14 protein-coding genes are annotated in these 22,577 nt (G+C 44.8%); 12 read left to right on the forward strand and 2 right to left on the reverse strand.

The genetic code is table 11. The features are described from left to right. Nucleotides 1-10: 10 nt before the first annotated feature. Entirely contained in the window at nt 11-988 is a 978-nt protein-coding gene (locus tag B6N13_RS06230; protein ID WP_048814180.1) for an ABC transporter substrate-binding protein, read from the reverse strand. A 145-nt stretch (nt 989-1,133) separates the two neighbouring features. Here B6N13_RS06230 and B6N13_RS06235 point away from each other — a divergent pair, with 145 nt between their 5' ends. Together B6N13_RS06235 and B6N13_RS06240 are read left to right on the forward strand one after the other, a co-directional pair. Continuing rightward, complete coding sequence (locus tag B6N13_RS06235; protein ID WP_011977956.1) at nt 1,134-1,883, forward strand: DeoR/GlpR family DNA-binding transcription regulator; 750 nt, start codon at nt 1,134-1,136, stop codon at nt 1,881-1,883. A 123-nt stretch (nt 1,884-2,006) separates the two neighbouring features. Further along, nucleotides 2,007-3,992 carry a methyl-accepting chemotaxis protein gene (locus tag B6N13_RS06240; protein ID WP_011977955.1) on the forward strand — a complete coding sequence of 662 codons (1,986 nt, stop codon included), beginning with the start codon at nt 2,007-2,009 and terminating at the stop codon, nt 3,990-3,992. Between the two features lie 117 nt (nt 3,993-4,109). On the opposite strand, the gene B6N13_RS06245 is transcribed toward B6N13_RS06240, so the two are convergent. Further along, complete coding sequence (locus tag B6N13_RS06245; protein ID WP_169458859.1) at nt 4,110-5,540, reverse strand: coniferyl aldehyde dehydrogenase; 1,431 nt, start codon at nt 5,538-5,540, stop codon at nt 4,110-4,112. Between the two features lie 94 nt (nt 5,541-5,634). Between B6N13_RS06245 and B6N13_RS06250 the strand changes: the two genes are divergently transcribed. From B6N13_RS06250 to pbpC, 10 genes are all read left to right on the forward strand, one after another. Continuing rightward, on the forward strand, nt 5,635-6,255 hold the full coding sequence (locus tag B6N13_RS06250; RefSeq protein WP_011977953.1) for an SGNH/GDSL hydrolase family protein: 621 nt from the start codon (nt 5,635-5,637) through the stop codon (nt 6,253-6,255). 456 nt (nt 6,256-6,711) lie between these two features. After that, complete coding sequence (locus tag B6N13_RS06255; protein ID WP_169458860.1) at nt 6,712-7,581, forward strand: NAD(P)-dependent oxidoreductase; 870 nt, start codon at nt 6,712-6,714, stop codon at nt 7,579-7,581. Between the two features lie 523 nt (nt 7,582-8,104). Continuing rightward, nucleotides 8,105-9,697: an ABC transporter substrate-binding protein gene (locus B6N13_RS06260; protein ID WP_011977951.1), complete on the forward strand. Its 1,593-nt coding sequence runs from the start codon at nt 8,105-8,107 to the stop codon at nt 9,695-9,697. A gap of 267 nt (nt 9,698-9,964) precedes the next feature. Next, nucleotides 9,965-10,975, forward strand: coding sequence for an ABC transporter permease subunit (locus B6N13_RS06265; protein WP_011977950.1), 1,011 nt, complete (start codon nt 9,965-9,967; stop codon nt 10,973-10,975). Nucleotides 10,976-10,986: 11 nt separating this feature from the next. Further along, nucleotides 10,987-11,901: a dipeptide ABC transporter permease DppC gene (gene dppC / locus B6N13_RS06270; protein ID WP_011977949.1), complete on the forward strand. Its 915-nt coding sequence runs from the start codon at nt 10,987-10,989 to the stop codon at nt 11,899-11,901. A gap of 11 nt (nt 11,902-11,912) precedes the next feature. Continuing rightward, entirely contained in the window at nt 11,913-12,881 is a 969-nt protein-coding gene (gene dppD / locus B6N13_RS06275; protein ID WP_169458861.1) for a dipeptide ABC transporter ATP-binding protein, read from the forward strand. Continuing rightward, complete coding sequence (locus tag B6N13_RS06280) at nt 12,878-13,906, forward strand: peptide ABC transporter ATP-binding protein (protein ID WP_169458862.1); 1,029 nt, start codon at nt 12,878-12,880, stop codon at nt 13,904-13,906. The genes dppD and B6N13_RS06280 overlap by 4 nt, the downstream gene beginning before the upstream one ends. 196 nt (nt 13,907-14,102) lie before the next feature. Further along, complete coding sequence (locus B6N13_RS06285; RefSeq protein ID WP_011977946.1) at nt 14,103-15,326, forward strand: MFS transporter; 1,224 nt, start codon at nt 14,103-14,105, stop codon at nt 15,324-15,326. Between the two features lie 81 nt (nt 15,327-15,407). Continuing rightward, on the forward strand, nt 15,408-20,267 hold the full coding sequence (locus tag B6N13_RS06290; RefSeq protein ID WP_169458863.1) for an alpha-2-macroglobulin: 4,860 nt from the start codon (nt 15,408-15,410) through the stop codon (nt 20,265-20,267). After that, on the forward strand, nt 20,267-22,555 hold the full coding sequence (pbpC, locus tag B6N13_RS06295; protein WP_169458864.1) for a penicillin-binding protein 1C: 2,289 nt from the start codon (nt 20,267-20,269) through the stop codon (nt 22,553-22,555). Before B6N13_RS06290 ends, pbpC begins: the two co-directional genes overlap by 1 nt. Nucleotides 22,556-22,577: the final 22 nt, after the last annotated feature.

The raw sequence follows: 22,577 nt of genomic DNA on the forward strand, positions 1-22,577 counted from the left end.
GTCATCTTGCTTAACCTTCAAAAATCTTGCTAAAACGCTCTTTGTTCGCTTCGTTGTCACGCAATGTTTTTGCCGCATCGAACGGCATCAAACGAATGTCTACACGCTTAGGAAAACCTTCTGGTACACCAATATCACTTCGAGCCGGTAAATAACCCTGCTCTAATACCAGAGCTTGACCTTCTTTTGATAAGAGAAAGTCTACAAAGCGCTTTGCTGCAGCTTTGTTTTTAGCTTCTTTCATGATCGCCACTGGCTCAGTCACCATGGTGACGCCCGTTTTAGGAAAGATAAATTCAATCGGTGAGCCCTTCGCCGCTTCACGAATCGCTAGGAAATCCACAATCACACCGTAAGGCTTAGTACCTGATGCCACCGCTTTTAGTACACCGCCATTGCCTCCTTGCGCCATCGCTTGGTTGGCATGTAATTGCTCAAAATAATTCCAGCCTAGTGATTTGTCAGCAGTTAGCGTCGCAAGATGAATCAGCGCAGCACCAGAATACAAAGGGCTTGGCATCGCTACTTGGTTTTTGTATTCAGGCTTGACCAAATCAGCCCAATCCGTTGGATGTTGCGGCGCTTGTTTATGACGAACAATGCCTGTAGTAATCAGTTTCGTGCCGTAATAATAGCCATCTTTGCTGTACAAACTATCTTCGTATTGATCGCGATTAGGGCTCATGTAGGAATACAAATAGCCATCAGACACCATAGATTCCATGGTCACGCTGTCAGCAATAAGCAGTACATCGGGTTTCACCACGCCAGAGGATAATTCCGCGCGCAACTTCGTCATTAATTTGGTCGTTCCGTCACGCACCCACTCCACTTTTATATCTGGATTGGCCGCTTCAAACGCATCCACCGTCATTTGCGCATCTTGGTTTGGCTGACTGGTATACAAGGTCAAAACATCTTGAGCTTGTACGGAAAGAGGAAAAGCAAGTGCCGCAGCACATAGCAACAAGGTCTTCTTAACGGTCATGGTGAAACTCTCTTTTTGATAAGTGAGCTGCAACAATACCGACATAATTTGACACTATAGTGACGAAAAAATTTCGTTTAATGCTGGTTTGCTTTCGTTTCGACGATCTTTACTTAAAAAGCTTCATAAAAAGGACTAAATCACTATGAACAAACGGCACTATGACATCGTGCAATGGGTGAATAAGCAAGGACGCCAAACATTACAGGCCGTCGCCGACGAATTTTCGGTCTCAGTGCAAACCGTTCGATCGGATATTAGGCTATTAGCCGAAAAAGGCTTGGTATTGCGCAGCCATGGTGAAGTGATCCCTTTTCCTCATCGCGAGAACATTAGTTTTGATCAAAGACGAATCCGCCATGCGGCCGGAAAAAAGCACATTGCCGACCTTTGTGTGAGCAAGTTAGCGGATTATCAATCAATCTTTCTTGGTAGTGGTTCAACCGTGGCTGAAGTCGCCAACCAGCTTTCGCTCTTTCAGGGCTTACAAGTGATGACCACTAATCTTCATGCCGCACGTAATTTGTGTGAGCACCCTGACTGCGAGCTCACCATATCAGGTGGTCGAGTAAGAATGCGCGATCAAGATGTCATAGGTGGCGACGCCATGCGTTTTTTTCAGCGCTACCGAGCGGACATCGGTATTTTTTCTGTCGCAGCAGCCAACAAACAGGGCCATTTATTTGATTTTACCGATGACGAAGTTATGGCGCGAGAAGCCTTAGTTGAACATTGCCATTATCGAATTTTGGTTATCGACAGTACAAAATTTGATACTGAATCCCGCTGTTTATGGGGAAAAATGAGCGATTATGATTGTGTGATTACCGACCAAAAACCGTCTTCTTCTTTACTCAGCTCGCTAAGTTATCAGGGCGTTGAAATATTGTATTAACAATCACAAGGTTAAAATAAAAGCACCTTGTGTATGAATTGTGTAAAAAATGAGCTTGCCCTCGGTCTTTATATCAGATTATTGTTTTAGGTACCCACCCACATCGCAAAGATTGAGGTTGTTATGAAGTCACCTATTAGAATCCGACAACAGATTAATATTGGTTTAGTGGTCATTCTATTGCTCGCTCTCGCCAGTATTTATATTGTTATAGAAACGAAAGTAAAACCCGACTTAACCGCAGAACGCCAACAACAAATTTCCGTTAATCAAAAAGGATTGAGTGAATTACTCAGTGCCAAACTAGAAAAAATCCAACTACTGACCAGCACTCTGGCTTTAGCTAGTACAGAACTCCCAAAAGACGAAGCGCTGTTTAAAAAAGTCTTCCCTAATATTATTAATAACCATGACGACAAAAGTATCGCCGGTGGTGGTATCTGGCCAGAACCTTCTGCTTTTACTCAAGGAACGCAGCGTCGTAGTTTTTTCTGGGGGCGCGATGGTTCTAAGATGAGCTATCTGGACGATTATAATGACCCTGCAGGTTCTGGTTATCAAAATGAAAGCTGGTATACCGTTGGTAAAACAGCTCCCGTTAATCGTTGTACTTGGTCTGAGGCTTACATTGATCCAGTCACCAAAATTCCAATGGTCACCTGTACGATCCCAATGAAGGAGAACACTAAGTTTACAGGTGTCACAACGGTGGACATGATGCTCGATGGCATCACCAACACCCTTGAACAATACGGAAGTGAAAACCAAGGTTATGTATTTGCCATTGATCAAGCTGGGCAAGTACTGAGCTTTCCGAAAGGCAAAGCCAATTTAGTCAAAAGCGATGGCAGCATGTTGACTGCGGCTGAGCTTGGCAATCAGTTACCTTGGTTAAAGTCAGCCTTAGATAAAATCAGTGGCTCCCAGCAAGTGATTGCGCTCGATCATGATGACATATTAAATGGCGCGGCCTACGTCGATCTTTTTAAGCATCCACAAACAGGCTGGACGATCGGTTTAGTCGTTCCTAAAGCACGTATGACAGAAATCGCTCAAAGCATGGGCTTGTTTCTGATGATTGTTATTGGTGCTTTATTAGTAGTCGTTAGCATCATTGCCATTTCTTACTTCCGCAGCTTGCTTGGTCAGATCAATCAAACTACTCAGCAAATTCAAGAGCTGGCCGATGGCGGCAGCACACAAGAACTTGAAGTCGGCAAATTAAATGAACTAGGCGATTTACGTCAGGCCGTTAATGCCTATGGCGATAAGCTGAAAAAATTACTTGAGCAGATTCACATTGAATCTGCCAATCTGGTGAAAGATGCTGGTCGTTTAAGCACATTTAGCAATGACTTTTTAAATAAAGCCAACAGCCTAAGTGATGAAAACACCACATTGGCGGCAGCGACAGAAGAGCTGGGCGCGACCTCTCATGACGTTGCCATGTACGCCAACGAAACCAGAGAAACCGTTGAACGCATTCATAAAGACGTACGTAACAGCGGTAATGAAATGAGTACTGTTATCGAAACAATGCGCTCTCTTACCAGCGCGATGACGCAAGCACAAACCAATATTCTTAAACTAGATGAAGACAGCCGTCGTGCAAACGGCATGTTGAGCGTTATTCGTGACATCGCAGAGCAAACCAACTTGTTGGCATTAAACGCTGCCATTGAAGCAGCCAGAGCCGGAGAAACAGGTCGAGGCTTTGCCGTGGTTGCGGATGAAGTACGTAACCTTGCCGCGAAAAGTGAAAGTTCTGCCGTGGAAATTGAGCAAGTTCTAGGACGCTTGCAAATTGCATCGAAAGAATCAGTCAGCTCCATGGAATTGGGTCACAGCGAAACTATACGTGCGGTAGCAACAGCTGAGTCCACAGCGAGCCATTTGCAACAAGTAGTGAATGCGTTCTCTCAAATCACTGATCAGGCCACTCAAATATCTGTGGCCGCTGGCGAACAGCAAAAAGTATCACAGGATTTGAGTCGATTTGTCTCTCGATTGCAGGAACTCACCGGTAGTAACGCCAGCGATTCAAGTCATCTTAGCCGCATGAGCCAAGAGATCGATGCCATTGCCAATCGACTCAATGCCTTGAAATAGATAAATCAAAGTGCGCTGAAATACGGTAGTACGAAAAGTCCCATGCTGAGAAATCATTGTGGGACTTTTATTTTTTGACAATGTAACGTAAACAGCGCAGTAGTCGTGCAAAAGTCATCAGAGGTAAAGCCAGTACTTAGCAACAAGCTTATGAATACGGCGCAGATACGGTGGACGCAGCAAGGTAAGAACATTCGGCCCACGTTTGCGTAATACCGACTTGCTATGAGAAAAGGTGCGAAAACCTTCTTCAGCGTGATAAGCGCCCATTCCCGATGCGCCAATACCACCAAACGGCAAGTCCGCTTGTGCGACTTGAACCAGAGTGTGATTAATCACCAAACTGCCGCTGGTAATGCTTTCCTCGCAGCGCTTTTGATCTTCATTTTGTTGCGTAAATAAATACATAGATAAAGGACGAGGCCGTTGCTGAATGTAAGACAAGGCCTCTGACATATCAGCATAGGTGAGAATCGGTAACAAAGGCCCGAAAATCTCATCCTGCATCACGTTCAAAGCATCGTTTGGTTGATACAGCGCATGCAACGCCAGCTTACCGTCGCTTTCCTCTGGCCCTTGCGGCATCAAATTGTCACATTGGACCCCAGCAGCTCGGGCTTGCTCTAAATAGCCTTTTAGGCGATCTAATTGGCGGACGTTAATTAAACTCGTGTAATCAGGGCTCAACACACCTTCTGGATAATAATCCGCGAGCTCCTGCTTTATATAATCGATTAAAATCTGCTTTTGGTCGGAATGGCACATAACATAATCTGGTGCGACACAGGTTTGTCCAGCATTAAGCACTTTTCCAAACACTAGCTTTTTAGCCGTATCACGTAAATCCGCCGACGGAGCAATCAGTAAAGGAGATTTACCGCCCAACTCTAAAGTAATAGGTGTTAAATGCTCGGCGGCATTGCGCATAATAATATGCCCCACGGACGTCGAACCAGTAAACAAGAGATGATCGAATGGCAACAGACTAAATTCATTGGCGATATCGGCCTCACCTTCAACCACTTCCACCCAATCTTCCCCCAAAGCGTGAGTCACTATGTCGCGTAGCACCTGATTGGTTGCAGGACAAAACTCCGACAGTTTCATCATCACACGATTCCCAGCCGTCAATGCGCCCACTAAAGGCCCTAGAGACAGCAACACAGGATAGTTCCAAGGTGAGATGACACCTACCACACCTTTTGGCTGATAGAACACCTGAGCGCTAGCTGGCAAGGTACTGATGTGGACTTTACGCTTTGATGGTTTCATCCATTTAACAAGATGACGTTTCGCGTGCTTTATTTCACCAAGTAAAGGGACAAGCTCGAGTAGCCTAGATTCTTCATGAGCACGATGACCAAAATCTTTCTGTAAGGCGTCTAATAAAGAGGTTTCATGATTCATTAACACCACTTGCAAACGAGTAAGGCATTGTCGACGCTCTTCAGCTGATGGGAAGGGAGTTTGCCGAGCCACATTTTTCAGGCGAGATAATGCCGAGCAGATGTCGTCTTTAGAAGAAAAAGTAGAAGGTGTGATGCTCATGATAGCCTCTTCAACACTCGTTATTATTTTATGATCAAACGCTGCTTATTTACTACACTATCTAATGACTCATAACGAATGCAAGGAGCACATCATGGCGACTATTTTATGCTACGGAGATTCTCTTACTTGGGGCCGAGTACCTAACGGAGGACGTTACCCAAAACACCTACGCTGGCCAACTATGCTAAATGACTTATTAGGTCAGCAACATCAGGTTATTAACTTTGGATTGCCGGGCAGAACGACGATCTGGAACGATCCCTTCTTAGAAGGCAGAAATGGACTAACGTACCTTCAAGCAGCATTAGAAACCTTTGGCCCTGTCGATATTTTAATCTTGATGTTGGGCACTAATGATTTGAAGCGACACTTCCATATTGGAGCCTATGAAGCAGCAAAAGGTATAGAAAAACTGATCGAAAAGTCAAGAATACCCAATTCTCACGATTTCCCAGTCCCAACCCTTGTGGTGATCGCTCCGCCAAATATTTTATCCCCAACGGGCTCTATGGCCGAAAGTTTCGACGGCGCCATTGAAAAATCACAACATTTTCACCAGTACTACCAAGATATCGCCATTCGCAACCAGTGTATTTTTCTCAATGCTGCTGGGGTTTTACAACCCAGTGACGTTGATGGCGTGCACTTAGACACGCAAGCAAATGAGCAATTAGCAAACGCAATATACTCTTTGATAAAAATGGAAATATAATATTAAGCATTTGTTTTATATTGATTTTTTTAATAAACCTCAATAATTGAGGCAACTTCTATAAAAACGAACCAATCTCAACTAGATAAGATTATTAAGAGGACTTAATTAGATTAAATCACTTATAGCTATTGACAAAGGAGGGAAGATCTAGCAGTTCAATAGGAATGAATGAAAATCGTATAAAATATGCTCGATTCTTTGCTCATACTCGCCTTTTGACGAAATAATCGCTCACTCAGATTTTCTTGCACAAAGTTATCCACAAGAAGAATGGGTGAGCGTCCTTTATCAAAACACCGCCTGAAATACCACCCAATTAGCAATAATCCGCTTCTGTATGCCCCATTTCCTTGTTTTTTGTACCTCGTAATTGCCAATCAAACCCGTATGATCTGTTTATTAAATTTGTCTATCAGATCCATATCTCGAACAAACGTAGTAAGGAGAAAAGCAATGAAAGTAAGCTTCATCGGACTCGGAACTATGGGTTACCCAATGGCAGGTCATGTGAGTAAAGCGGGTCATGCGGTTGTGGTTTTCAATCGATCTACTCAAAAAGCTCAAAACTGGTGTGAAGAATACACTGGCACCTTTGCGACGACTCCAGCGATTGCCGCTCAAGATGCCGATATCGTTTTAACTTGCGTGGGCAATGACGACGATTTACGCGCCGTATATTTAGGACCAGAAGGCGCATTCCAACAAGCAAAAGCCGGCACGCTTTTTATTGATCACACGACAGCTTCGGCAGAAGTGGCAAAAGAGCTTCATCAAGCCGCTCAAGAACGTGGTTTCTACTTCATGGATGCTCCCGTTTCTGGTGGCCAAGCAGGCGCAGTAAATGGCGTATTAACCGTAATGATCGGTGGTTCGCAAGGCGATTTGGATAAAGCCCAACCCGTTTTAGATTGTTATGCCAAAGCCACCAGCTTAATGGGTCCGGTTGGTAATGGTCAGATCGCAAAAATGGTCAATCAGATTCTTATTGGTGGGGTATTGTCTGGTTTATCTGAAGGTATTCGTTTCGCCCAAACAGCCGGCTTAGACATTGCAACGCTTGTCGATACGCTAAAACATGGCGCAGCGGGTTCTTGGCAGTTAGAGAATCGCGGGGAAACCATGGCTAAAAACGAGTTTGACTTTGGTTTCGCCATTGAATGGATGCATAAGGATTTAGGTCTGTGTCTTGCTCAAGCCGAAAAAATGGGCATCAAGATCCCATTAACCCAGGCCGTTGATCAGGATTACCAAGCGCTCATAGCGGAAGGTCGTGGTCGTCAAGACACCTCTGTTCTAGTTAAAGCGCTCGATAAAAAAGCCTAATTTTAGTGTTTTTGGCCGTTTAATGTTTCTATTAGGGAGCATTAAACGGTCTTCCTCCAGGCCAACAAACTAGTTGGCAACCTCATGTCTCATTTCCTTTTTAAACTTTTTTATAAAAAAAATTGTCCTTTTTCTTTCACATTCCTTACTTATGTTTTTTCCTGCAAAACCTTTGTGCTCAAGGCTTCCCCTTCCTTATAGAGATTCTGTATTCATTACACGCATAGGCCATATCGTTATTTCGATTGGTTATTTAAATTGGCTTGAGTAATCTTCAGAGACGCTGTTTTTGATGCTTCTGTTTATTCAGGCTCATCATTTATAGCTAAAGGGGGCTCAGGGACGAGGCAGAGCAACCCCATTCGAACTAGGAGTTTGGATGGGGTTTGTTTTAAAACTGTAAAAGACTCGAACGACAAAGATGGCTCTTCCCCCTGCCAAGATAATCACAAAAGTAACGAATACCTTGATTCGACTTCCCACGTGTTCGACACGAATATAATTATGCTAATGGAGAGTTACAATGAAAAAAGGGTTAGCAAAACTGACGCTTGCACTCATGGCCGCTGGAGCAATCAGCACTACCGCTCACGCAGCAACAACACTGGTTTATTGTTCAGAAGGTAGCCCTGAGGGCTTTAACCCAGCGTTTTATACTTCTGGTACTACTTTCGATGCAACATCGAAAAACATGTTTAACCGTTTAGTCGAATTCAAATTGGGTACGACAGAAACAGAGCCAGGCTTAGCAACAAGCTATGATGTATCAAGCGATGGCCTTGAATACACTTTCCATTTGCGCAAAGGTGTGAAATTCCACACCTCAAAAGACTTCACTCCAACACGCGATTTTAATGCCGACGATGTGATCTTCACATTCGACCGCCAAGGTAATAAAGACAACCCTTACCACACTGTATCTGGCGGCTCTTACGAGTACTTCACTGGTATGGGCATGGATACCTTGATTAAAGAGATGGTAAAAGTCGACGACTACACAGTGAAGTTCATTTTGACGAAACCAGAAGCACCTTTCATTGCTAACCTTGCAATGGACTTTGCGTCTATTTTCTCTAAAGAGCAAGCCGATTTCTACATGAAAAAAGGCACACCTGAAAAGCTAGATATTGATCCTGTTGCTACCGGTCCATTCCAAAAAGTTCAGTATCAAAAAGACTCTTTGATCCGCTACACAGCATTTAAAGACTACTGGCAAGGTAAAGCAAAAATCGATCGTCTTGTTTTCTCAATCACTCCAGATGCTTCCGTTCGTTATGCGAAACTGAAAGCGGGCGAGTGTGATGTTATGCCGTATCCAAACCCTGCCGACCTTCAGCAAATGGAAGCGGATCCAAATATCAACCTAATGAGCCAAGAAGGCCTGAACGTTGGTTATTTGGCATTTAATACGCAGAAAAAACCATTCACCGATCCTCGTGTTCGCCAAGCGCTAAGCTTAGCAACAGACAAGAGCGCGATCATCGATGCGGTTTTCCAAGGCGCAGGTAAAGCGGCTAAGAACCCGATTCCACCAACTATGTGGTCTTACAACAAAAACGTTGTTGATTACCCATACGATCCAGTAAAAGCGAAAAAATTACTTGCTGAAGCGGGTTATCCAGATGGTTTCTCAACCAATATCTGGGCAATGCCAGTACAACGTCCATATAACCCAAATGCGCGTCGTATGGCTGAAATCATGCAAGAAGACTGGTCTAAAATCGGCGTGAAAGCAGAAATCGTTTCTTACGAATGGGGAGAATACTTAAACCGTTCTAAGAAGGGTGAACACGATACCGTATTGCTAGGTTGGACTGGTGATAATGGTGACCCAGATAACTTCCTATATGTATTGTTAGGCTGTGATGCTGTTGGTGGCGCGAACCGCGCGCAATGGTGTAACGAAGAGTTCAACGACTTACTGCTAAAAGCAAAACAAACGTCTGATAAAGCAGAGCGTACTAAACTGTACGAAGAATCTCAGGTGGTTTTCAAACGCGAAGCACCTTGGATCACTATCGCTCACTCAGTGGTATACGAACCAATTCGTAAAGAAGTAAAAGGCTACAAAATTGACCCGCTTGGCGGTCACTACTTCTACAACGTCAGCAAATAATAGACGTTTAGAAATACGGTCTTCGGACTAAACAAAATGAGGCCTTTTCACGACGTCACGAGCGAAGCCAAGACGAGGCAAAAAGAGACGAGAAAGCAGAGTTTATGGGTTATAAATGAGCATTTCGAGTCTATTTTTAACAAAGTATTGGCAAGCACAGTAGTCGTGCGAAGGACTCAAAACAACTGCTCGCTGGGACGCGAGCTGTTGTTTTGCTGACCGAGCGGTTTGCTCGATCACATAATATCTCAAGAGAGCCAGTCCTTTATGTTCCAATTTATTTTCCGTCGCTTAAGCCTCGTCATTCCGACCTTTATCGGAATTACCTTGCTGACTTTTACCCTTATTCGCTTAATCCCCGGTGATCCAATTGAAGTCATGGCCGGTGAACGCGGTGTGAGCGCAGAACGCCACGCCGAATTAAGTGCTCAACTAGGCTTTGATCAGCCGTTGTATGTGCAGTACTATCACTATGTCACTGGCGTTTTACAAGGTGATTTAGGCAACTCCCTCATTACCAGAGAACCGGTAATGAAAGAATTCCTTACGCTATTCCCAGCTACCATTGAGTTAGCATTTTGTGCCGCTATTTTTGCGATTCTGATTGGTTTGCCTGCGGGCATTTTTGCAGCGGTTAAACGCGGCACCGTGATAGACCATTCGGTGATGACCTTTTCCCTTACTGGATATTCCATGCCCATATTCTGGTGGGCATTGTTATTGATGTTGGTGTTTTCCGTTAATTTGGGGTGGACACCAGTATCCGGCCGGATCGACGTGGTGTATTGGATCGATGACGTCACAGGCTTCATGTTGATTGATTCCATTTTGTCCGGTGAAGAAGGCGCCTTTGCGTCAGCGGTTTCGCACCTGATCTTGCCAAGTATTGTGCTTGGCACCATTCCTATGGCGGTTATCGCCCGCATGACACGTTCTTCCATGCTGGAAGTATTAAGCGAAGATTACATTCGTACCGCACGCGCAAAAGGTATCGCGCCTTGGCGAGTCATTGTGATTCACGCACTGCGTAATGCCTTGATTCCCGTGATTACCGTTATCGGTTTGCAAGTGGGTATTTTGTTATCCGGTGCGATTTTGACGGAAACCGTGTTTGCTTGGCCAGGCATTGGTAAATGGTTAATCGAGTCCATCGGACGCCGTGATTACCCTGTCGTTCAAGGCGGTATTTTGATTGTCGCTTGTATCATCATTGTCGTGAATCTTTTGGTAGATATCACTTACGGCATTGTTAACCCACGTATTCGACACAGCCGATAAGGAGGCGTTTTATGACAACATCTACAAAAACGTCCACGACAGACATTCCATTGACCGCACCAGTACCAATGACGCCACTGCAAGAGTTTTGGCATTATTTCAGCAGCAACAAAGGTGCGGTGGCAGGTTTGGTGGTGATTGCCATCATTTGCTTCATGGCGGTATTTGCTAATTTTGTGGCACCACATTCACCGTCTGATCAATACCGTGATGCCTTACTGCTACCGCCAGCGTGGTTAGAAGGTGGCAACTGGTCTTTTGTTTTAGGCACTGACGATGTAGGCCGAGATATTTTATCTCGCTTGATTTATGGCTCGCGTCTTTCGATTGCGGTTGGCATTGTGGCAGTTACTGCCTCTTTGGTGATGGGTATTTTGCTCGGTCTGATTGCCGGTTATTTCAAAGGCATCATCGACACCGCTATTATGCGTATCGTCGATATCATGCTGGCGATGCCAAGCTTGTTATTGGCCATTGCCATCGTTGCCATCTTAGGGCCAAGCATTGTGAATGCCGCTTTGGCTATTTCCATTGTCTCACTTCCGCATTATGTACGTTTAACTCGTGCGGCAACCATGGCAGAAATGTCTCGGGATTATGTCACCTCTTCCCGTGTGATTGGTGCGAGTCCATTGCGTTTGATGTTTATCTGCATCTTGCCAAACTGTTTAGCGCCTTTGATCGTGCAAGCGACACTTGGTTTTTCGTCCGCCATTTTGGATATGGCCGCGCTTGGCTTCCTTGGTCTTGGTGCACAACCACCCACCCCTGAATGGGGTTCTATGTTGGCCGATGCGTTGCAGTTTGTTCAGCGCGCTTGGTGGGTCGTTACTTTCCCCGGTTTGATGATTTTGATCACAGTACTGGCGTTTAACCTCATGGGTGATGGCTTGCGTGATGCCCTTGATCCCAAGTTGAAACAGTAAGAGAGGTTGTTATGTCACTGTTACAATTGGAAAATTTAAGCGTTACCTTCGGCAATTTTCGCGCCGTAGATAACATCAGTTACAAGGTCGAAGAAGGGGAAGTTCTCGGCATCGTTGGGGAATCTGGCTCAGGTAAGAGTGTGAGCTCATTGTCCATCATGGGCTTGATCGATTTCCCTGGTAAAGTCAGCGCAGATCAGCTTAAGTTCGCGGGGCAAGATCTGCAAACCATGCCAGAAAAGCAACGTCGTAAGCTAACAGGCTCCGACATTGCGATGATCTTCCAAGATCCGATGACCAGCCTTAACCCATGCTTCACTGTGGGCTATCAGATCATCGAAGCATTAAAAACACACCAAGGCGGCAGCAAGAAAGAACTGAGAACTCGTGCGATTGAGTTGCTAACGCAAGTAGGTATTCCAGCACCGGAATCGCGTTTGGACAATTACCCTCATCAGCTGTCAGGCGGCATGAGCCAGCGTGTGATGATTGCCATGTCCATTGCCTGTGATCCACGCTTATTGATCGCAGACGAGCCGACAACCGCCTTAGACGTAACAATTCAGGCACAGATCATTGATCTATTGATCGAATTGCAACGCAAGAAACAAATGGGCTTGGTGTTGATCACTCACGATTTAGCACTTGTGGCGGAAGTCGCCCATCGTGTCATCGTGATGTATGCAGGTCAAATTGTCGAATCTGGTCCAGCAGCGGAAGTATTCAGCACGCCTAAGCATCCTTACACTCAAGCCTTGCTGGCTTCTTTGCCTGAGTCTGCCTCCGGCAAAGCGCGTCTTGAAGCCTTGCCTGGCGTAGTTCCGGGTCAGTATGATCGTCCTGCAGGCTGTTTGCTTAGCCCACGCTGTCCTTATGCCACCGACCATTGTCGTAAAGTGGAACCGGCAAACCAAGGTGATCTTGATCGCCAAGTAAAATGTCATACGCCATTGGACCGCGAAGGGAGACCAGCCGCATGAACCAATCCGATAGCCAGTTAATTTTGAAAGCTGAAGGTTTAAAACAGCATTATCACGTCAAGCAAGGTTTGTTTAAACCGGACGCCGTCGTGAAAGCCGTTGATGGTATTAGCTTCGATCTTGAAAAAGGTAAGACCCTTGCTGTAGTTGGCGAGTCTGGTTGTGGTAAGTCGACGCTTGGTCGCATGCTGACCATGATTGAAACCCCAACAGGCGGAAGCTTGTCTCATCGCGGTGAAGACTTACTAACCTTAACAGCTGATGCTCAAGCAAAGCTACGCCAGAAGATCCAGATTATCTTCCAAAACCCTTACGGCTCTTTAAATCCACGTAAGAAGATTGGTGCGATATTGGAAGAACCTTTGGTAATTAATACCAAACTTTCCAAAGCTGAGCGTAGGGAAAAAGCCCTCGCTATCATGGCAAAAGTCGGCTTGAAAGCCGAACATTACGACCGTTATCCGCATATGTTTTCCGGTGGCCAACGTCAGCGTATCGCCATCGCTCGTGGCTTGATGCTTGATCCAAATGTCATAGTAGCGGATGAACCCGTGTCTGCGTTAGACGTGTCGGTTCAGGCGCAAGTATTGAACTTGATGATGGATTTACAACAAGAGTTTGGCTTGAGCTATGTCTTCATCTCTCATGATTTGTCTGTGGTAGAGCACATCGCTGACGACGTCATGGTGATGTACTTAGGTAAAGTAGTGGAACAAGGAACTCGCGAGCAACTGTTCGAGAACCCTAAACATCCTTATACCTTGGCTCTATTGTCGAGTACGCCGCAGCTTTCACCAGACAAGCGCCGTAAGCGCATTAAGCTACAAGGCGAATTACCTTCACCGCTAAATCCACCATCTGGCTGTGCTTTCCACGGCCGTTGCAGCTATGCCAACGAGCGCTGCAAAACCGAAACGCCATTACTACGATTAGACGATCAAGCGGAGCAAGAAAAAGGCCACATGATCGCTTGTCACGCGGTAGAGGAAAAGCGTATTGAAGTGATTGAGGTAGGCGCTGCGTAAGCGATTCTATTCAATATCCGTGAGTTTCTAAAACGCCCGCAAGGGCGTTTTTTATGCAGTACTCACCATTAAAAAAGAATATAATTACTTGAGACTAATATAGGTGCTTTTTTAAAAGGCCTAGTAAACCAACTCTGGTTATATCTTCATTCGAATATGGATCTATTCGAATATGCAGTCAAGGAAGACTCAAATAATGAATACGTTTGAAAAAGATATTCGTACATCTGCAATCAATGCTTTTTTTATCGTTAGCGCACGTTGCGTTTCTGATTTAAGTCGCTTCCTCAATATGATCTCCTTATCAAGCTATGTCTTTATCATTAGCAACAGCGTATATCAATTCAGTATTTTTATGATATTCCATGTCTGCGGCAGCATTATAGCTAGCGTAGCCAGCTTACCTTTTTTTAGAAAAGTTCAAGGTAAAACAGCACTCATTTTGATTAATATCCTATGCTTCTTTTCTATGTTGCTGCTCATTATTACTCCCGAAAAACAACATATTTACGCCTTTCCATATATCGCTTTTATCAATGGTTTTACTCATACAATGTTTGTCATCGGCACTAGTAGTCAATTACCTAATTGGATAATAAAATCTAAACTCGTACTAACTAATACTTGGCTAATCTCTTTATCCTCTATGAGCGCCGTGGTCGGTAGCTTAATTGCTGGTACATTAGTCGCAACTACAGGCTATCAAGGTATCTTTCTCATTAATTGTGGTGTTTATGTACTTGTGGTCGGATTGCTTTTACCTTTAAAAAAAATGGCAAGTCATTCTGCATGGGCTAGCCAGTCAGTTTCTTTTAAAAAGGAGTGGCGCTCGCTCATTTCTGAGCTAAAGAAAGAACCAGTCCTAGGAAGCATGTTACTAATCACATTGATTGGCAGTCTTGGTAACGCTGCACACCAAATAGGCTTTCCCATCATCGCTGAGCAACTTATACCCAACAATATTAGCCAGTCGATGGGAATACTCATGGCCTCTTGGGCAATAGGCAGATTTCTTGGAGCCAGAGCCATAGCCTACTTGCTGAAAAAGTATGCCTACCTGTCTTTAGAAACACTCTTTTTATTTGGCTTCTCAGCCATGTCTTTAGGATTCATCTTGGTCTTCCAACAACACAGTCAACTGTGGGCCACGGCCTTTATCGTTGCTGCTGGAATAGGTGACGGCATATCTGACGTCAGTTTAATTTCCCGAATCCAGACAGAGCCAGAAAATCTTCGCCTACCTATGCTCAGTATTCTTGCTCTTTTGAAAATGACAGGCTTCACCGTTTGCATGATAATCGTCGCACCGTTTTATACTTGGTTAACTCTTGATCTAGTCATCTTACTCTTCCACGGGACTCCCTTAATAGCATTAGTAATCTCTCAAGCTTGGCTGCGGCAACGACCAATACAACTATAAAGGAATCTTACCATCGCCTTGTATCCCTCGTGATGAGCTTATAGAATCCAGCCATACATCAACGCAAAAGGGATGCTTGTCATGCGGTCAGTTCTATCAGGTCTTCATCTCATTTGGATGAGTTTTTTGCTTCTTTCCAGCACGCTCCACGCAGCGGATTTTTATATCTCTGATGTCAGCGAGACCACTCAAGACAACGCTCCCGCATTGGTTATTCGCTTTACCGATTCGATTGATCCTCAAAGCGACCTAAGCAAATCCATTTCTGTGACACCCAATCCCACCACTGGTAATATCTGGATTCCTCAAAATAATGGCCGCCAATGGGTACTGCCGTTTGTAGAACCCAGTACTGAATACACAATCAGAGTAGACAGCAAAACCAAATCAATCAGCGGAAGCACTCTCTCCGAGAAAGACAGCGAAGGTAACATTCATAACTTTGAACGCACGGTAAAAACTCGTGAAATCATTCCCGGCGCCAATTTTTCAGGCAAAGGTAGTTTCTTAGTCGGCAATATTCAAAACGGCATTCCTGTTACCGTTATCAATCAAAAATCGGTCGATTTAGATGTATTTCGTGTTCGCGATGACACTTTAGACCGCTTTATTGACGAAACCTCTTTGCAAGGAATGAATGATTACTACAGCCTCAATCGGTTAAAAAAATACGCAGATCTGGTTCACACTGCTCGTTATGAAAATGATGCAAAAGCCAACCAACGTAAGACCTACAATTTAAATCTAGATCCTGTCTTAGAAAAGAATTCACCAGGTATTTATGTCGCTATTATCCGTAAGCCGGGAGATTATGACTACGCCTACGATACGGCGGTATTCACCATTACAGACATAGGTTTACACGCTAGAAAATACAAAGATTCGTTAGTGATTTATAGCCATTCCATTACCACAGCCAAGCCCATGCCCAATGTCAACTTGCGCTTTTTATGGCCAAAAACAGATAAACAAGCGGCTCGCGAACAAGCTGCTACAAGTGGTCTAGATGGCAGCTATCAACTGTCGACAAACGACTTGCCAAAAGTAGTACTTGCTCGCCATGGCGATAGCATTACCTTTTTAAAATTAGATGAAGGTGAATTAGATTTATCCGCTTATCCGAATGTGCCAAGTCTACATCGCAATTATCAGATGTTTATGTACGGCCCACGAGATCTTTATCGTCCTGATGAAGAGGTGTCGATTAATTTATTACTACGCGATTATGACGGCCAAAAAGTCGCAAATTTGCCATTACAAGCCAAGCTTTATGATGCTCGTGGCGAACGTAAAAAACAGTTCACTTGGCAGCCTGACAGCACCAACCTTTATCAAACCAGCTTCCAGTTAGACGGCAACGCGCCAACAGGAAAATGGCGTCTTGAAGTCAGCATTAACAATGACTATGTTGATACTTACTGGTTTCAGGTTGAAGACTTTTTACCTGAAACTCTGACGCTTTCCTTTTACGATGATGTTCCTAATCAAACTCGCTATGCTCCTAAAGGCAGTTTTGACGTTCCCATTCAAGGTGATTATCTCTATGGCGCTCCCGCCGCCGGCAATGATGCCGATGCCGTTGTTACAGTCTCGCCTTCGACCACGCCGTTTCCAGCACTAAAAGATTACTACTTCGGCAATGCCAAAGAAAAAATCAATGGCCGAACATTGAAAACTGCCGCAATCAAGTTGGATAAAGATGGCAAGGGAGTGATTTCTGTTCCAGATAATTGGGCTAACACTCCAGTACCATTGCGCTACCTGATCAGTGCCAGCGTTTACGAAAGTGGCGGCCGTCCGGTGACGCGCAATCAGAACATCATACAATTACCAGACTTCGAAAAATTAGTTGGTATTCAGCCGTTATTTAAAGACCGACCTGCGTCCAATGAAACGTTGCAATTTAAGCTACTAAGTGTCGATCAAAAAGGGAAACCGGTTGCTGACAAGCTCAGTGTTCGCATGTCTCGAAATTACCGCGAATACTTCTGGGAATACAACGAATCCCGTGGCTGGTACTGGAATTATCAGAGCCATATTTATACAGTTGGTAACGAAAATATTGACGTGAAAGGCAACGCTGTCACCGTTGATTTCCCTGTGCAATGGGGCACGTATATTTTGGAAGTCACTTCTGAAACGGGGGCAAAAAGTACCTTTGAGTTTGAGACAGAATGGAGTTGGGATAATCAAAGCAGCAGCAATCTAAAGCCTGACATGCTGCAAATGTCATTAGATAAAGACCACTACAAGCCTGGAGATAAAGCAACATTGCGTTTAACCAGTCCAGTGGCTGGCGATGGTATTATCAATGTAGAATCCACTAATGGCGTTCAATACAGCCTTCATAAACACATCGAAAAAGGCACAAATGAAGTTAGCATCGATATTCAACAAAATTGGAATCGACATGACTTATACGTCACGGCGATGGTGTTAACGCCAGCGGACCAAGTCACAGAAGTGGCACCTAAGCGAGCATTGGGGATTACCCATTTACCTATCATTCGCCCAGATGCAATCGCAGACGTAGAACTTACTACTGAGAAAAAAGTCCAGCCAAACAAGGTAGTAAAAGCTCATATTAATATCAAGAATTTATCCAAACTCGGAGATCAGCCGCTTTACGCAACGGTCGCCCTAGTTGATAAAGGTGTGCTGAATATTACACGCTATAAACCACCTCAACCTGAGCAGTATTTTTATGCTCCGCGTCGTTTTGAGTCGGCGTATTTCGATATCTATGGCAAGATCATAAATAACCTAGGTTATGACATGATCCGCCAAAAATTTGGTGGCGACGCATTTAATGAATCGGATGCCGAACTCAGCCGAGGCGGTAAAAAGCCAAAATCTGATGTGCAAATTATCTCCTTCCTGAGTGAACCGGTTGCTCTTGTCAATGGCGAAGCTGATGTCAGTTTTGATCTACCTAATTTCAATGGCAAATTGGAATGGATGGTCGTGGTTTATGGCGATCACAGTTACGGCAGCGCGCACAAGGAAATGATTGTTGCAGACAAGCTGGTATCGCAAATTGCCATGCCGCGTTTCCTTGCGATGGGTGATAAAAGCCAAATCAGCATTGACCTACACAACCTTTCCGATGCCAAGCAGACATTTAATGTCAGTGTGAAAGTGAATGGCGCCGTCATTAGCGAAGGTGTGCAGCAGAGCCTAGAGCTTGCCGATAAAGAGAAAACCGTACTTACCATCCCTATCACAGGCGCGGACATGGAAGGCCAAGGTGTCGTTACACTTAATGCCACCAATGGCGACGACATCAATATCACGCGAACGTGGCGACTTGGCGTGCGTAGCCCTTATCCTTGGGCAACAAATCAATCACGTGCGACGCTAGAACCGGGTGAGCAATGGAAGCCGAGCTTTGATATCAGTTCATTGCGAGACAGCAGTGTTCAAGCAATGCTGACCATTTCTAACCGCCCTGCGATCAACTTTAGAAACCAATTCGAAAACCTATTACAATATCCTTATGGGTGTTTAGAGCAAACCACCAGCTCGACCTATCCTTGGCTATTGTTAAATGAAGACATGGTCAGTCAGCTCGATTTGAATGACAGTATTGAACAAGAATTCAAGCAACCTTTTAGCGAAGCCTTCCGCCTAAAACAAATTCAGAACGGGATTGAAAAGCTTAAAGCAAAACAGTTGAGTAATGGTGGCTTCGGTTACTGGGATTCGAGCAGTTGGGAATCTCGCTGGGGAACCGTTTATGCTACGGAATTTTTAATCGATGCGCGTAAACAAGGCATTGTCGGCGATGACGACATGCTGAAACGCGCCATCGAGAGATTGACCTTCTTTGTCAACAATAACCCTGAAAGCGACATGTGGAGCGAAAGCTCTGATTATTATCAGTTCTCTTATCGCGCTTATGCCGCCTTTGTCTTAGCCAAAGCGGATGCTATTAGCTTGAGCTTCGTTCGCCGACTCTATGATCAATCATCGACAACAGAACTAAACGAATCTGGTCTTGCTTGGATGCATTTAGCGGGCGCTCTACATCAGTTAAATGACACCTCTAGAGCTCAAAAAGCACTAGAACTGGCTCTAAAAATTGACCGCAAACAGTATGCTTATTACCGAGATTATGGCTCTATTGTGCGCGATCAAGCACTTAGCCTTGCCGTTGCCTTAGAACTTGGACTGGATGACGGAGATCTAGCCGATAAGATGATTGAGAGCCTACAAAGCAAGCGTTGGTTCAGTACTCAAGAGCGCATAGCCTTATTAAAAGTAGCTCGCCAATACGCTAACAAAAACAGTGAGTGGCGTGCCACCATCCAATTACCATCTGGCGAACAGTCGCTAGTAAAAGAACAGGCATTCAATTCTGTGTTTGATGCAGACCAGTTGCGCAAGCTCAAAGGCATTACCGCAGACGACCAAAAATTGTATGTCAGTCTACAATATCAAGGAGCACCTAAAAACACCCCAGAGCCATACAGCGAAGGGCTGCGCATTAGTCGACAGTATTACGACCTGACAGGCAAACCGACAACGCCAACAAGACTAACCAGTGGAGATTTAGTCATTGTGGAATTAAATGTTGCCACGGTTGGTGATGACTTACGTATCCCAGATGCCTTGGTGGTAGACCTTTTACCAGCAGGTTTGGAATTAGAAAATCAAAACCTCAGTAATGCCAGCGTCGATTTGGATAGCATTATGATTGACGAAAAACCGCTTGGTAGCTACTTCCGCGAAAATAACCTGTTGTACCAAGAATATCGGGATGATCGCTTTGTGGCTTCCGTAAGCCTTACGAATCGTTCGGTGAAAAAGCTTTACTATCTGGCACGTGCAGTTACACCGGGTATTTATCAAATAGCACCACCCTTTGTAGAAGATATGTATCGTCCTAATTACCGTGCCATTGGTACGTCGATTAATACTTTGGAAATACTGCCTCGTTAATGGCTCGCTTTAAGGCTCGATTCCGGTTATGGGCTTATTTGCCTATCGCCGGAATACTGTTGTTTTTGTCTTTCTTGATATTCGACTGGGTTGCACCGGTCGATTTAGAATCCCGTTCACTTAGTCAAACCGTTCTTGCTGAGGATGGTTCTATTTTACGTAATTTTGCTGATGAAAACGGCGTGTGGCGATTTCCTGTTACCTTAGACGATGTTTCCCCAAACTACCTTGAAGCGCTGATCACTTACGAAGATCAATATTTTTACCATCATCCCGGCGTTAATTTTTTTGCTCTCATTCGTGCCACTTGGCAATGGATTAGCACAGGAAAAATAGTCTCTGGCGGCTCAACGTTAACCATGCAAGTGGCTCGCATTCGTTACCCAGAACCCAGAACTGTATGGGGAAAGCTCAAAGAGATCGTCCGTGCTCTGCAATTAGAGTGGCATTTTAGTAAAACCGACATACTTACTTATTACCTCAATCACGCACCTTTTGGTGGCACCTATGAAGGCATTCAAGCCGCTTCTTTGGGCTACTTTGGTCATACGGTGAAACAACTGACTGACGCCCAAGCAGCTCTCTTGGCAGTTTTGCCGCAAGCGCCCAGCTATTACCGACCAGACCGACATAACGAACGCGCCCAACAAGCGCGAGATAAATTAATGCGCCGCTTAGTAACACTGAAAGAATGGTCCACCGAGCGCTTAAACGATGCGTTAATCGAAGACATTCCCGCTGTAACCAAACAAGACTATCAATCTGCACCCTTGCTCGCTCGCAGGTTAGTGACACACAACAAATCGCCCCAGATAGAAACTTTTATACACTCTCAATGGCAAGGTCAGATCAGCAATTTGCTCAGAAATTATGTCCATGGTATTGGTCAGAAAGTTTCGGCAGCCGCATTGGTTGTCGAAAACGAAACAGGCAAGGTGAAAGTCTACGCGGGATCAGCCGATTTCAACGACAGCAGCCGTTTCGCTTATGTGGATATGGTGCAAGCCACACGCTCGCCAGGCTCAACACTTAAACCCTTTATTTACGGTATGGCACTGGATGAAGGCTTAATTCATAGCGAAAGTTTATTAATGGATGTGCCACTCAAGTTCGGGGACTATCAACCCGACAACTTCAATGGTGGCATCAGTGGACCAGTATCCGTCACCCATGCCTTGCAAAAAAGCCTGAATATTCCAGCGGTGCAAGTATTGGAACAGCTCAAGCCCATTTATTTTTTCTTAAAAATGAAAAAAGCAGGCATCGAGTTGAAACTCCCGACCGGAGCAAAGCCTAATTTAGCAGTGGCTCTCGGTGGAGTTGGCTCTGATTTAGAAGATCTTGTCTATGCCTACACCAGCCTTGGAAACAAAGGCCAAGCACAGCATCTGCGTTTTAGTACCGAAGATAAACAATCACAACAACCGCTGTTGAGCAATGGCGCCGCTTGGATTATTCGCAAAATATTATTAGATAATCCAGACTCTGTTTCTGGCTTAGCGGTTAAGACCGGCACAAGCTATGGATTCCGCGATGCGTGGGCGATTGGGGTGAGCCAACATTATACATTAGGCGTTTGGATTGGCAGACCCGATGGTGTTCCCATGCCCGGCCATTACGGTCAAGTTACCGCAGTGCCATTATTAAACAATATTTATCAACGGCTCAATGATCGACGCCCAGATCCTCTGATGCCCGACAGCGTGTCTAAAGTAGACATCTGCTGGCCACAAGGTGACATAGTTAAAACGGTTTGTGAGGAGAGCCACAGTGCTTATATTCTTGACGGCACCATTCCTAAGACTTGGTATAACACTGCGTCGCTACAACAGCCATTCAACCAATCTGAATTTCAATTCTGGCAAGCAGATGATTCCAAGTTACGAGTCAATATAAGCTGTCAGGTTAACGCCAAACGTCATAAGGTAACCGTTTGGCCTGCGCCCTTGGATAATTGGCTAAGCTTGGAACAACGCCGTTCATCTCGAATACCGAGCTGGGATCCTAGATGTGAAACAACAGGCAATCTAGTCAGTCAATCTGCCGTGCGTATCTACGGGCTTGCAAATCAGGATGCGTTCCAGCTACCGAAGCAACAAAACCAAGAAATCACCCTTTCTGCGGAAGGAGGAGAAGCGCCTTTTTACTGGTTTTTAAACGGCGTGTTGCTACCCGACCAGCAAAGAAAAACCACATTAAAAGACCTAAAATCCGGCAACTATCAACTCACGTTAATAGACCAAGCGGGCTCAAGAGACCAAGTCGAATTTTCGGTTCTTCTCTATTAGAAATAGAGATCTATATCTTCGC

The organism is Marinomonas sp. UCMA 3892 (genome assembly GCF_012726345.1).
In the GTDB taxonomy this organism is placed as follows: domain Bacteria; phylum Pseudomonadota; class Gammaproteobacteria; order Pseudomonadales; family Marinomonadaceae; genus Marinomonas.

Excerpts from the sequence above, each read along its gene's own strand:
- B6N13_RS06230 (WP_048814180.1), bottom strand. The coding sequence starts at position 988 with ATGACCGTTAAGAAGACCTTGTTGCTATGTGCTGCGGCACTTGCTTTT.
- B6N13_RS06235 (WP_011977956.1), top strand. The coding sequence starts at position 1,134 with ATGAACAAACGGCACTATGACATCGTGCAATGGGTGAATAAGCAAGGA.
- B6N13_RS06240 (WP_011977955.1), top strand. The coding sequence starts at position 2,007 with ATGAAGTCACCTATTAGAATCCGACAACAGATTAATATTGGTTTAGTG.
- B6N13_RS06245 (WP_169458859.1), bottom strand. The coding sequence starts at position 5,540 with ATGAGCATCACACCTTCTACTTTTTCTTCTAAAGACGACATCTGCTCG.
- B6N13_RS06250 (WP_011977953.1), top strand. The coding sequence starts at position 5,635 with ATGGCGACTATTTTATGCTACGGAGATTCTCTTACTTGGGGCCGAGTA.
- B6N13_RS06255 (WP_169458860.1), top strand. The coding sequence starts at position 6,712 with ATGAAAGTAAGCTTCATCGGACTCGGAACTATGGGTTACCCAATGGCA.
- B6N13_RS06260 (WP_011977951.1), top strand. The coding sequence starts at position 8,105 with ATGAAAAAAGGGTTAGCAAAACTGACGCTTGCACTCATGGCCGCTGGA.
- B6N13_RS06265 (WP_011977950.1), top strand. The coding sequence starts at position 9,965 with ATGTTCCAATTTATTTTCCGTCGCTTAAGCCTCGTCATTCCGACCTTT.
- dppC (WP_011977949.1), top strand. The coding sequence starts at position 10,987 with ATGACAACATCTACAAAAACGTCCACGACAGACATTCCATTGACCGCA.
- dppD (WP_169458861.1), top strand. The coding sequence starts at position 11,913 with ATGTCACTGTTACAATTGGAAAATTTAAGCGTTACCTTCGGCAATTTT.
- B6N13_RS06280 (WP_169458862.1), top strand. The coding sequence starts at position 12,878 with ATGAACCAATCCGATAGCCAGTTAATTTTGAAAGCTGAAGGTTTAAAA.
- B6N13_RS06285 (WP_011977946.1), top strand. The coding sequence starts at position 14,103 with ATGAATACGTTTGAAAAAGATATTCGTACATCTGCAATCAATGCTTTT.
- B6N13_RS06290 (WP_169458863.1), top strand. The coding sequence starts at position 15,408 with ATGCGGTCAGTTCTATCAGGTCTTCATCTCATTTGGATGAGTTTTTTG.
- pbpC (WP_169458864.1), top strand. The coding sequence starts at position 20,267 with ATGGCTCGCTTTAAGGCTCGATTCCGGTTATGGGCTTATTTGCCTATC.